At 60.8% G+C, this 13,044-nt stretch carries 8 protein-coding genes; 4 read left to right on the top strand and 4 right to left on the bottom strand.

Going from position 1 to position 13,044, the window contains the following annotated elements; genetic code table 11:
* The first annotated feature begins 104 nt into the window (after positions 1 to 104).
* The 3 genes from TRM7557_RS06060 (at position 105) to TRM7557_RS06050 (ending at position 5,463) form a co-directional block, all read left to right on the top strand.
* Positions 105 to 1,400: a TolC family protein gene (locus tag TRM7557_RS06060; protein WP_058289329.1), complete on the top strand. Its 1,296-nt coding sequence runs from the start codon at positions 105 to 107 to the stop codon at positions 1,398 to 1,400.
* Between the two features lie 578 nt (positions 1,401 to 1,978).
* The gene (locus TRM7557_RS06055) at positions 1,979 to 4,282 is read left to right on the top strand and encodes a type I secretion system permease/ATPase (RefSeq protein ID WP_413081153.1); all 2,304 of its coding nucleotides are present in this window, start codon (positions 1,979 to 1,981) and stop codon (positions 4,280 to 4,282) included.
* Positions 4,279 to 5,463: an HlyD family type I secretion periplasmic adaptor subunit gene (locus TRM7557_RS06050; protein WP_058289328.1), complete on the top strand. Its 1,185-nt coding sequence runs from the start codon at positions 4,279 to 4,281 to the stop codon at positions 5,461 to 5,463. Before TRM7557_RS06055 ends, TRM7557_RS06050 begins: the two co-directional genes overlap by 4 nt.
* Positions 5,464 to 5,571: 108 nt before the next feature.
* Here TRM7557_RS06050 and TRM7557_RS06045 read toward each other — a convergent pair whose 3' ends face one another.
* The 4 genes from TRM7557_RS06045 to TRM7557_RS06030 all read right to left on the bottom strand — a co-directional run bounded on the left by TRM7557_RS06045 (position 5,572) and on the right by TRM7557_RS06030 (position 12,435).
* Positions 5,572 to 6,279, bottom strand: a complete 708-nt coding sequence (locus TRM7557_RS06045; RefSeq protein WP_074942102.1) for a trypsin-like serine peptidase — start codon at positions 6,277 to 6,279, stop codon at positions 5,572 to 5,574.
* Positions 6,280 to 6,737: 458 nt separating this feature from the next.
* Positions 6,738 to 7,130, bottom strand: coding sequence for a response regulator (locus TRM7557_RS06040; protein WP_058289327.1), 393 nt, complete (start codon positions 7,128 to 7,130; stop codon positions 6,738 to 6,740).
* A 176-nt stretch (positions 7,131 to 7,306) separates the two neighbouring features.
* Positions 7,307 to 11,227 carry a DUF4347 domain-containing protein gene (locus TRM7557_RS06035; protein ID WP_058289326.1) on the bottom strand — a complete coding sequence of 1,307 codons (3,921 nt, stop codon included), beginning with the start codon at positions 11,225 to 11,227 and terminating at the stop codon, positions 7,307 to 7,309.
* Positions 11,228 to 11,481: 254 nt separating this feature from the next.
* The gene (locus TRM7557_RS06030; RefSeq protein ID WP_058289325.1) at positions 11,482 to 12,435 is read right to left on the bottom strand and encodes an MYG1 family protein; all 954 of its coding nucleotides are present in this window, start codon (positions 12,433 to 12,435) and stop codon (positions 11,482 to 11,484) included.
* A gap of 428 nt (positions 12,436 to 12,863) precedes the next feature.
* Here TRM7557_RS06030 and TRM7557_RS06020 point away from each other — a divergent pair.
* Positions 12,864 to 13,044: transposase (locus TRM7557_RS06020; protein ID WP_058289323.1), on the top strand; the 181-nt coding region annotated here is incomplete at its 3' end.

The raw sequence follows: 13,044 nt of genomic DNA, 5'->3' as shown, positions 1-13,044 counted from the left end.
GCCGGGGCGATATCGCTTCCGGCGCTTCCCAACAGAATTGATCCGTTCGGCGCGGTGGGGCGACGGAATGGACATACGGCATATGGGGCACGAGGACGTTGGTTATGATCCGGTTTCGGGGGTTTTCTGTTGTGGCACTTTTCTGCGGGCTGTCTGCCTGCAATCTTGGCTTGCCCGACGGCCAAGGCGCCTCCCCTGCCCCGGGGTCTCAGCAACAGAGCTTTGCCCAGGCCGAAGACGCCCCGCAATCCGAAGTCATCACCACCCTGATGAACCGCCACAGCCTGCTGGCCCCGCATAGTTCCTATGACGCTGTGGCCGCTGCGGCCCTGAGCGGACAGGCCCGCGCCAGCCAGGCGGCGTTGACCTCGGCCAAGCTGCGGGCGCAGGCGAAATCCAAAAACTGGCTGCCCACCCTGACCCCTTCGGTTCGCTTGACCGATCTGGGCGAAATGGTTGCGGGCATGCTGATCGATCAGGTTCTGTTCGACAATGGCCGTCGCAAGGCCGAACGCGCCTTTGCTGCCGCAGATGTGGAAGTGGCCGCGGTGACCCTGTCCGAGGACATGAACGACCGGGTTGAAACCGCACTGGGTCTTTACGTGGCGGGGCTGCGCGGGGATGAGAAAGCGGCTTATGCCTACCGCGCAATCCAGACCATGGCGGATTTTGAACGCGTCGTGGTGGGGCGCGTCAACGGCGGTGTCTCGGATCGATCTGACATCAATGTGGTGCAAAGCAAGATTTCCGGTATGGAAAGCACCATGGCCACTGCAAATGACGCAGCCGCCACATCCCGCGCGGAACTGCGCGCAATGACCGGTCAGGACTTTGACGCGGCCCCCGGCCGTCTGGAGCTGGCCCTGCCGCCCGATGGCAGCCAGTATCTGTCCGTTCTGCGCGCCGAAGCCGAAGCAGAGCGCGCCACCCAACAGGCGATCATGGAGCGCGCGGGCTACCTGCCGCAGGTCTCTGTTGGCGGCGAGATCAACACCGAAGGCTCTGGCGTCGGCGCCTTGGTCAACCTGGCTGAACCACTTGGCCTTGGCACCCCTGCCGCCATTCAGGCGATCGAGGCCAGCAAGGAAGCGGCCCAGCGTCAGGTGGGCGAAGCCGAAGAAACCGCACGCCGCGATTATGCCCGGCAGATCCAGCGACTGAAGTCTTTCCGCCGACAGGAACAGGAAGCCCTGAAACTGTCGCGCGCCAGCCGCGAAACCTATCGCCTGTTCCGAGCGCAGTTCGAAGCGGGTCAGCGTCCGGTCATGGATGTGATCCCGATCTACGAAGAACTCGTAAAACGCGAACAAGCCTATATCGATGCGAAATACGAAGTGGTACTGATCCAGCTTTCGCTGGCCGCCTCTCTGGGGCTACTGGCTGACGGAGACAAGATTTGACCGACGACCCAAAACACACCGACCCCAAACACCCCGACGCCAACGCTGGCGATGCCTCTCACAAGGGGCGCAAGCGCAAGCCAAGCCTGAGCGCCCTGTCCGCAATGGGCCGCAGCAGCCAGGATCTGGCCGCGCTGGAACGTGACGCCAAGGCACAGGATGCCTCGCCTGTTCTGGCGCTTGAAGAACCGGAACAGACCACAACCGATTTCACCGCAGGTGCCGAGGTCTCTCCGCCTGACACACAGGATGCGCCGCAGCCGGTGGCAGACGATCTGCCTGAAACACCAGAAGACGCGAGCGGTGAAGACAGCCGTTTTCCCGATGGGGTCGTGACCGCATCGGAAGCCGCCCCCTCTGTCGCCGACACAAACACCGCCCCCGAAGATGCCGCCCCCGAAGATGCCACCACAGCGGACCTTTCCCAAGCGGCGGTCGAAGAACTCAAGGCCCACTCCGCCGCGGAGCCGGCCCCCGAGGAGCCCGCGGAAGAGCCTGCTGAGGCATCTGCCCCCGCGCCCTCAGCCCGCGCCAACGCAGATAACATCCCCGAAGCGCCGACAGCGACCGTTACGGCGCTGGACACGCAATCCGACACCCCTACGGCGGGTCCGAAGATCACGCTGAACGCGCCGAAAAAGGCTTCTGTTAAAGCGCGCCGCAAGTCCAAGCCGACCGCTGTGAAAGCCGTCGCCAAAGCGCCGCATCTGGCACCGGTGCCGGATACCCCCGCCAAGGGCGACACCGCTGAGGGCACAGAGACCCCTGCCCTGACACCGGAGCAGGAGCGGATCCGCGCGCGGGCACAAATGCTGACCACGCTGGCGTCGCTTGCCGGGGTCAATCTGGTCGCCCATGATGTGGCAGAGCGGCTACAAACCGCAGGCGATGCGGCGCTGCGCCCAGAAACCATGGTGGATGCGCTTGCCGCGTCTGGGCTGAAGGCGCAGCTGTCGCCCAATGCCAAACCCAATGCCCGCACCTGGCCCGCGATTGCGATGATGCAGGGTGGCCAGCCTGTTCTGGTGCTGGAACAGACCAAGGCCGGTCTGGTGCTGTTTGACACCACCTGCCCCGACAACCGCGCCGAAGTGCCGGTTCACGAATTCATGCCCTATTTCGAGGGCTACATCCTGTCCGCGCGCCCCTCGCTGGCGCAGCTGGCACAGCGGCACACGCCGCAACTGGATGGCTCGCACTGGTTCTGGGGCGAGTTTTCGCGTTTCCGTCGCCAGATTGCAGAAATCATGCTGGGATCCTTGGTGGCGAACCTGCTGGCGGTGTCGGTCGCGCTGTTTTCCTTGCAGGTCTATGACCGCGTGGTGCCGCATCAGTCGACCGCGACGCTATGGGTGCTGGCGCTTGGCGCGTTGTTGGCAATCGGCCTAGAGGGGCTGTTGAAAATCGCCCGCGCCCAGATCACCGATGCGGCCGGCCGTCAGATCGACATGATGGTCCAGCGCAAGCTGATGCAGCGCCTGATTGGCCTGCGCGCTGACAAGAAACCGCTGCCGCCGTCGGGGCTGTTTTCCGCGATGCGGGATTTTTCGTCCGTGCGGGAGTTCTTTACCTCTTCGACGCTGTCGACACTGGCGGATGTGCCGTTCATTGCCGTCTTCCTGCTGCTGGTCGCCTCGATCGGTGGGCCGGTGGTCTGGGTGATCGTGCTGGGCGGCCTGTTGATGCTGCTGCCGGGGTATTTCCTGCAGAAACGCATGATCGCGCTGACACGTCAGACGCAGGGCGCTTCGACCAAAAGCGCGCGGTTGCTGCAGGAAGTGGTGACCGAGCTGGAAACCATCAAAACCCAGCGCGGCGAAGAACGTGTTCTGCGCCTGTGGGACGAGCTGAACCTGTTGTCCTCGCAGGCCTCTAACGGCCAGCGCAAACTGGCCTCTGCCCTCACCTACTGGTCGCAGGCTGTGCAGCAGGCCACCTATATTTGCGCTGTGATCCTTGGGACTTACATGGTTTTCGCCGGTGAGTTCACCGTGGGTACGATCATTGCCACAGGCATCCTGACCTCGCGCACGCTGGCGCCGCTGACACAGTTTGCAGGCACGCTGGCCCGCTGGAGCAACGTCCGCGCCGCGCTGGAAGCGCTGGATCAGCTGGCCGCCGCCCCACAGGAGCGCGAAGCTGGTCGTGCGTATCTGCGCCGCGAAAGGATCGAAGGCCGGTTCGAGCTGCGCGAAGTTGTCTTCCGCTATGACGACGAAGGCGCGCCGATTGTGGATGTGCCTGCCGTCGCCGTGGTGCCGGGCCAGCGCATTGCTGTGCTGGGCATGAACGGGTCGGGCAAATCCACCCTGCTGAAGCTGCTTGCGGGGATCTACACCCCCGAAAAGGGCCGTGTCATGCTGGACGGCACCGACATCAGCCAGATCGAACCCCGCGACCTGCGCCGCCATATCGGCTATCTGGGTCAAGAGGTGCGGCTGTTTGCAGGCACCCTGCGTGACAACCTGAACCTGACTATGCTGGAACGCGACGACGCGCGCCTGCTGGAAGCGCTGGATTTTGCGGGTCTTGGCGCTTTCGTCCGCAGCCACCCGCGCGGGCTCGACCTGCCGATTGGTGACGGCGGCGCGGGCCTGTCCATTGGTCAGCGCCAGTCCATTGGCTGGGCGCGTCTCTGGCTACAGGATCCCTCTGTTGTGCTGCTGGATGAACCCACGGCCGCGCTGGACCAGACGCTTGAACGCACATTGGTCAGCCGTCTGGAAGGCTGGCTGGGGGATCGGACTGCGGTGATTGCCACCCACCGTATGCCCATTTTGTCGCTGACCAACCGCACCCTGATCCTGCAGGCCGGCCGTATGGTTGTTGACGGCCCGCGCGACGAGGTGCTGGCCCATCTGAATGCGGGGAACAAGCCATGACCGACGCGCTGTCCCAAACCGGAGAGATCGATTTTACCGAAACCACCAAAGCGTCGAGCCGGATGATCTATTTGATCGCCCTGGCGCTTTTGGTGTTTCTGGGCTGGGCCGGTTGGGCTTCAGTGGATGAGATCGTCCGCGGCGACGGCCAAGTCGTGTCGTCGTCCCGCGCGCAGATCGTGCAAAACCTTGAAGGCGGCATCCTGGCCGAATTGCACGTGCGTCAGGGTGACGTGGTACAAAAGGGTCAGATCCTGGCCAAGCTGCAGGACACCAAATTCCGCGCCGCGTCAGACGATCTACAGGACCAGATCGACGCGCTGGAGATCAAACAATACCGGGTCGAGGCCGAGATCAACGGCGAATATGATTTCACCGTCCCCGACGATCTGGCAGGCCGCTCGCCCAGCATTCTGGCATCGGAACGGGCGCTGCTGAAGGCCCGTCAGACCGATTACCAATCCCGCCGCGCCTCTGCGCTGGATATTCTGCGCCAGCTGAAGAACGAACACTCGAACCTGCGATCGCTGCACGAACAGAAGATCGTCGCCCTTCTTGAAGTGAATGAAGCCAAGAAACGCGTCAGTGACGCGCAGGCAAAATATGACGAGATCGGCACTCAGGCGGAACTGGAACTGGCCGAGGATTATTCGGAAACCCTGCGCCAGCTGACCTCACTGCGTCAGGAACAGCGTGGCGCGCGGGACCAGCTGGAACGCACCGTGATCACCTCGCCCATGGCAGGCATTGTGAACAGCCTTGCCGTGACCACCATTGGCGGCGTGATCCGCCCCGGTGACGAAATCGTAGAGATCATCCCGCTGGGCGAAGAGCTGTTCGTGGAAGCCCGCGTGCGTCCTGAAGACATTGCCAATGTGCAGCCCGGTCAGGATGTGACCATCAAGCTGTCGGCCTATGACTACACCATCTATGGCTCGTTGCGGGGCAAAGTGGATTTTGTCTCCGCCGATACCTTTGAGGACGAACGCGATGCCAATGCTCCGCCCTTTTACAAGGTGACAGTGCGCGTGGATCGCGCGGGCTTTTCCGAACGTCAGCGCCAGATCGAGATCCGCCCCGGCATGCGCGCCACCGCCGAATTGCAGACCGGCTCCAAAACGATCCTGAGCTACCTGCTGAAGCCGCTTTATAAATCACGCGAAGCCCTGCGCGAACGCTGATGCCAGCCGCCCTCAACCACAAAGCCCCGCCTGAAACAGGCGGGGCTTTTGTTTTTGCAAGTGACGCTTTCCCAAAGTGGCAGCTTTGGGCAGCGCAGCCTCATCGGCCTAGATCGCGCTGCGCATCATATGCTGCAGCTTGCTGTCCAATGTGGTGCCAATCGACACCCTTTGCTGTCCCATCGCCGCCTTGGACGAGATCACCGAAATGATCTTGGGCGGGCGCCCCGGCTGCACATAAAGCACCGGCGCACCAGAGGCTCCGAACTCCACCCGACAGGTCATCACCAAGGTCCGTGTCTGCCGCGACAGCACCTCGCAGCCCACTTCCCGATTGGGGCGGGTGGCATTGGTGTAGCTGTATGACAGCACATCCACAGCATCCCCCTGCGACGCACGCGCCGACATCGAGAAGGGTTTGATATGGCTGCTGCTGATCGGGCGGTCCAATCGCAGCACCGCAATGTCATGGCCCAATTGAGCCTGACCTTTCAGGCGATGCACGTAATCCGGATGGATCACCGCCTTGGCCGCCATTCGGGCTGCCTTGGCCTGTCGGCCATCTAGTCCTGCTTCAAACCGAATGCTTTGTGCGCGGATCCGTTGACCGGTCCTGGCATCAAACATGCAGTGTGCTGCAGTCAGCACAAGGTTCGGCGCTATTAAAGCGCCCGTGCACATGTATTTGCCTGATATGTTCAGGCGCCCTACTGCTTCCCACCCAGGCAGCGATTGTGCATGGCGGTCTCCCGCCAGCGCGCCGCCGGACATGCCGAGGGAAAGGCATGCCGCGGCAACCGCAAGCAACTTTCTCATAATCCACTCCATTTTCCCACGGACCTAAATTCTTTCAGGGGTGCGGCTGGAATATGACCTTGAGCGAACGGGCTTGGACGAAATCGTGGATTGATTGTGACGTAGTAAACATGCCTTAACCCCCCAGTTAGACAGGAACCAGAATGCCCTAAAATTCGTTAATTGCAGGGGTAAACGTTAACAATCGACGCAAATTTTAACTAAAGTCCTGTCAAATATGAGGAATTGTCGCGTTTTCAGGGACGAAAACCGCCTCTGAAGCAGCCCCAAAGGGGGGCGAATCTAAAAAAATCCTGAACGAAGAAGGCGGTTTCGCCACATTTGGGCAGGTTTTGATTCCACTAATTGCGGCGGCCGCCATTAATATTTGCCTCCACTAGGGGGAAACTGCAGCGCCCTATGCGCAATTTCAGCGTCAGCACAAAGTGATTCACGCGTGTATTTTACGTCACGCGCGGCTAGGACGCCGCGCACCGCAGGGTCGTGCACATATGCTGAACCGTGCTGCGGAAATCCTGGATGCTGACCGGTTTGCGCAGCACACAGGAGATATTCGGGCTCAGCGCGAAAAGCTCCCCATGGGCAAACATTCCACAGCCGGTCACGCACAGCACAGGCAGCTGCGGATAACGCAGTGCGGCATAATCCGCGACGGACAGGGACAGTTCAGAACCGATCTTCAGATCCAGCACAACCAACGATGGGCACACGCAGCGCAAATAGGCGATCGCCTCTGCGCAGGACCCGACCGCGTCCACGCGATCCCCCTGTCGCCGCAGGGCCTCGGCAAAGACCAAACGCAGACCGGGATCATCTTCCAATACTAAGACATGCGCCACACGCGCCCTCACTCATACCGAGGCCCCCACCTCACCTATGATTTTAGATCAGGGCCAAAACACACGGGGCGAGGATGTCCCTAAGATTTTAAGGATCGCCGGAATACAGAAGGGATCAGCAAGATATTGCCATTCTGCCGCGGGGTTTGCCTGCCTTGTGACCAAAATCAGGACAGGTTGACGCAGGGTCAGCGGAGCAGACCGCAGGCACGCAGGTCTTTGCGCGCGAGATCGGCGCGCGCCAATGCGCCATAGCCTTGGACGCGAAGTTCGGGGAACAGGTGCAAAAGCTCCCGACGATCTTCAGCGCTGAGCGACTGCAGGGCCTGTGGCCCCGGAAAGAAGGTTTCGGTCGCGACCCCTTCGGCAAAGATGACCTCGTGGCGCGGGGTCATCAGGTGGACATAGGTGACCTGCCGTGTCCCACGCGCCTGACGCACGCCCGACCAGGGCAACGCGGGCATCAGCGTGGCGCGCAAGAACTGCTCCTCCCCACCGACAAGCGCCGGGGGCAACAAAAACCGATGCTGCGGCGAAACCAAAATCGGGGAGGTGTTCCCCAGCAGGCTACCGGGCTGCACCAGAACAGGGCATAGATGCGGATGCGCCGCCAGTTCAGCGCTGTTCATATGACGCTGCCCGCGCCAGATCACCGGCTGATAGCCATTGTCCGCGGTTTGCACCAGATCGCCGATACGGATGTCTGCGGCCGGAACCAGCCCACGGGCGGTCTGGATGCGCACGCAGGGGGTAAAACAGGGAATGCCTGCTGCATACAGATTCGGCCCACCGCTGATGGACGCAGGTGCAACCCCCTGCAACAGCAGGGCTTCCCCGTTTGGGAAGGTCAGGATCGCATTGCCGGAGCCATCGTCGGTGACCACAACGTCCTGCGCCCGGATGGCCCCGGCCGGGCCCGTGCCGCCGCTGAGGCCCGAAACATCAAGCTGGTCGTTGAAAAACCCATTGAGGTCATCGTCGGCAATGTCGAAATCGGTGATCGTGTCACGCCCATCCCAACCGGTGAGCTCAAACACGTCTTCGCCGTCGCCACCGGTCAGCGTGTCGCTGCCCATGCCGCCAATAATCGTGTCATCCCCAGTGCCGCCGTCGATGCTGTCGTCTTCTGTCTGACCATCCAGATAGTCATTGTCCGCGCCGCCATCGATGGTGTCATTGTGCTGGCCGCCATAGACGGTGTCCGCCCCACTGCCCGCATCCACCGAGTCTGCCTGGCTTTGGGTATTGATATAATCGGCCCCGTCGCCGCCAAGAACCGTGTCATCCCCCTGACCGGTGTTAATGGAATCCGCGCCAGCCCCCCCTTCGACATAGTCCGTGCCGCCTTGGGTGGTGATGGTGTCATCGCCGCCCATACCATAGACGCTTTCGGAGCCGGTGATCCCATTGCTGTTGAACGTGTCCGCCTGATTGCTGAGCTCGAAAGCTTCGATGCCGGTAAAGCTGCCGCTGTCACCATCGCTGTCGGTATAGGTCCCTGCCTCAGCTCCACCGCTGAGCGTAATGTCCACGGCGTCATTCGCCGCCAGGAACGAGATCGTGTCCGCATCAGTGCCGCCTTCGCCGCCGATGACGTTCGCCGTGCCATAGCCGAGCTGAAAGAAGTCCGCGTCGTCGCCGCCATCAAGGGTCGCATTCCAATAGCTGTCGACCAGCGTGTCATTGCCGCTGCCCCCTTCGAGCGTGTCGCCAACGCCTGAATTGTTGCCTGCGACCAGGCTGTCATTGCCTGCGCCACCAATCAGGCTGTCGTCGCCCGCGCCGCCGGACAGAACATCATCGTCGTCGCCACCGTCCAGCACATCATTGTCGGACCCGCCGGTAATGGTGTCGTCGCCTGCCCCCCCCTGCACATACATGTCATTGTCAGCAGCACTGCCGTTGACGCTATCGTCATGTCCGGTCAGCACAAATTCTTCGATATTGTCAAAGCTCAGCGTGTCAGACCCATCGGTCAGCGTGCCGTCTTCGCCATCGGTGAAGGTGACGGTGACACCGCTGGACAGAGCAGAGGCATCCAGCACATCCCCGGACCCATCTTCGCCATAGATCGTGTCACTGCCAAAATTGTCAGAGATCGCGATGGTGTCATCACCATAGCCGCCATAAATTTCGTCGCCGTCTTCGCCGCCGTCGATCAGGTCACCGCCGCTTTCGCCAAAGATCGTGTCCGACCCCGCGCCGCCGGCGATTGTATCGCCAAGGTCAACCCCATCATAGGTGACGGTTGTTGCGCCCGTGATTTCCACCACTTCGCGGAAAACGCCGCTTGAATCCGCAATAATCCAGTTGTGGTTGACGTAGGTGGAGGATGTGAAAATCCCGCCATCCGAAATCACGCCATAGAGAGATGTGGTCCCGCTGCCATCAATCCAATAGATATTGATGGTTTCGCCGGAGTCGTTGTTGATGGTCAGTGAGGTGGAACTTCCGCTGCCCGACGCGTAATCGGATGTGTCAATCCAAAGCGCGTCGCCACGAATCCGATCCGCACCGTCACCACCATCCAGGCTGTCCTGACCAGATCCGCCAAGAACGGTATCTGCCCCGTCTTGACCATAGAGCGTATCGTCGCCCTGATCGCCCGACAGCGTGTCCATACCCGTACCAGCATAGAAAACGTTGTCACTGTCGTTGCCCAGAAGCTCATCATCGCCGCCACCCGTGGTGATGTTCTCAATCCCGGAAATCACGGCAGAGTTGCCATTGCCATAGGTCTGAGAACCGCTGTCCATCAAATCAATGGTAATGTCATAAGCGGTATTGGACGTGATCAGGGTATCCGTGCCGGTGCCACCGTCGATCGTCGATGCGGAAAACCCCCAGAGGACATCGTCATCCGCGCCACCATACAGCGCGCCGCCGAAGTTTACCCCAATATTGTCATTCCCATCGCCGCCATAGACCGTGCCGCTCCCGATGTAGAGCGTATCGGAGGACCCATACCCATAAACTGATGAGTAAGCCCCAAAGCTGTCACTGAGAAAATCACTGCCAGCCGTCCCGTACCAGTTGGACATGACATGAGTCCAACCCTCGATCTCGAGCGTCTCGGTCTCAATCGTGCCTTGGGCTTCTTCCAATTCCCAATCGCCGCCCAGTTCGGCCGCACCGGTCAGGTCGTCCGAGGCCGCGATGTCGCCCAATGTGGCCTCCGCCAGGGCGAGCATCGCCTCTTCGCCTGCTTCACCTGCCCCAAAGTTACAGCCGTAGATGAGGATATCGCCGTCCTCGGACAGCGCAGCGCCAATCTCTGCAAGAGCAGCAGCATGTTCGCCATGGATGCTGTCGGCATCCAGCACCGCATCGCCGAGCGAAAGGTGCCCTTCTGCACCATGTGCCAGAATGTGGAGCCCCGTGATATCGCTCTGCCCCTCAAGCGCGGCAGCGATCTGTTCAATGCCGTCGCTGTTGGGGTCAAGCATGATCACTTGAACGTCAGGACCAAAAGACGCAGCCAACGCTTCCGCTTCGTCGATCGCGGCGTCAATGACCACAACCTGCGTGCCGCTTGCGTCCGCCACAATCTCGATCGCCTGCGCGGGCGATGCAGATCCGCTGTCTTCGGAAGCGGTCACCGCCGCCGGCTGCGCTGAGAGAGCGCCGGAGGAGGTCACGTCCGGTCCAGCATCCGGATCATTGTCCCCCTCCGCCTCTGTGGTCGCACCGTTCGGGGCGGGTACGCCAGCGTCCGCAATCTGTTCTGCCTGTTGATCTGCCTCGGGGTTGGTCGCCGGTCCCGCAGACGCATCCGCGTCTGGATCTGCCGCGATGCCAAATTCATCGTCGCCTTCCGCAGGCAGCCCCTCAATCTCTGGCCCCGCGTCCGAGGTCTCGAAAAAGGTGAAATCTTCAAACGCCCCTTCGCCCAAAGTGGCATCGGCATCATCCGGTCCAACCGAGAAGGTCTTGAGACCATTGGACATCACCAGCGTCGCCCCAGCGGCGCTGCCAAATCCAACCATGGATACCGAATATAATCCGCCCAAGGCACTGAAGCTGAGCCCGCCATCTTCGCTTCCGGCGCGCACGAGGGCCCAGAAGTCGTCATCATCCCAATTGTCGGGCGTCACATTATAGACTGTCATCGCCGCCCCCGCGCCAAGGAGACAAGGGGCGTCACCTGTATCGCATCAAGACGTGCAAAAGCCCCCCAAGCAAACACCGGGGCGCACATCACAAACAAGCAGATTACAAAAGACGTCAACACCACAAGCCTCAGACACATCGAAACGATCACAAGACATGACCGCGATGGTTAGGCTGGCAAAGAAAAATTCACAAAATTAAAACGTTGGGGGGAAAAATGGGGCGGATTTTATGGATCTCCGCCCCCTTCTGTTCAGCGTGCCTTGGCGTCTGCCACCGCCAGCTCCGCCAGGGCCACAATCGCCTCGCGCGAGCTGGCCACCGCAATAAAGCGGCCGTTGTGGCAGAATTTTGCGCCTTTGACACCGCTGGCGTCTTCCAGCGCGGCATCGGTCAATCCGGCCCAGGCTTCGGGCAGATCCGCCCGGTTTTCAAAGGTATCGCCACCTTTGCGGATGCAGTTCAGCGCCCAGTCCCCCCCGCGCGGGTGAATGACATAGAGCAGATGATCCGCGCCCGTTGCTTCAACCGCAGAGCGAAACGGCATGCCCTGTGGCAGTTCAAGAACAGCGCTGTCGCCAGCCGCCGTGATCGCATCACGCACCAACGTATCCGCCCGGCGTTTGGCGCATTTCTTTTTGATCGACCCTTCCACAAAGGCCTTTGCAATCGGCAAAGCGGCGAGAAACGCCTGATCATCTGCATCGTCTGCGGTCTCATCAAAGACGGGCTTCAAAAGGTCAATCAGCGCCGGAAGGGTCAGCGACGCCAGCATTGGCCCCGCCTGCGAGGCATTCATCGCCCCATTGTCCATCAGGTCGATCGGCAGGACAAACCCACGATCAAAGCTGCCCCAGACCTCGTCCAGGTACAGCTCAGGCACTTCCAGCGCACGCAGGTAGTCGCGGCCAAAGTGATGCCAGATCAGACCAAAAGAACTGTAGGGATGCGCCTCTTCGCCCTCTTCCGCATCCGCATGCAGCGGACGCAGGGGCACCGGGCGCTGGTGGTGGTCAAAAATCATCTGCTCGGCGTCATAAGCCCGACCAACGTCATAGATCACCTTGCCCGAGCCAGGGGTGATCATGGCGGTGTCACGGGTGCGGACAAGCGTCGCCTCGGGAAACAGGCGGGTCAGAATGACAGACGACAGAAGCTCGTCCGCGTGAAAGCCACCGGAGTGTGTGACAAGATGTGTGATCGTCATGCGTATTCACTTTCTGAGAAATCTCTGCTGCGCCGCAGCACCTTTGTGCCTGCTTTAGACGGAACAGCAGACCACGAAAAGACGAAAGCTTGGTTGAACGCCCGTTTGTCGGTGCCCCCCCCGATTTCCCGCCTATGCGAGCCCTTCGGCGGCGGCACATTTCCCCACTCGCGACGCCGGCCTCATCCAGCCAAAAGCGCGGGCAACCCTGTGATTTCTCCGTCGCGGAGCACTTGCGGGTCAAAGGCCTTGCGAGCGAAAACCGCATTGACCATCGGCTCGAAAGTGTCCAGCGGCTCCGTCGGGTAGTCGGGGTCAAAACTGGCCTGGTCCCAATGTTCACAAAACGCCGCACAGGTCTCAAATGACCTGCCACGGGATTTTTCCTCCACCTGCGATTAGAGTCCGGCCCAACCTGAGGACGGACAATGAAGCGAACGAGATTCACGGACGAGCAGATTATTGGCATCCTGGCGGAGCATGAGGCAGGCGCGAAGTGCGCAGACCTGTGCCGAAAGCACGGCATGTCGGAAGGCACCTTCTATAATTGGAAGGCCAAGTTCGGCGGCATGACGGTGTCGGAAGCAAAGCGGCTGAAGATGCTCGAGG

The sequence above is a fragment of the Tritonibacter multivorans genome, from assembly GCF_001458415.1.
Lineage (GTDB): Bacteria > Pseudomonadota > Alphaproteobacteria > Rhodobacterales > Rhodobacteraceae > Epibacterium > Epibacterium multivorans.
This window is presented reverse-complemented; position numbering and strand designations above follow the sequence as displayed.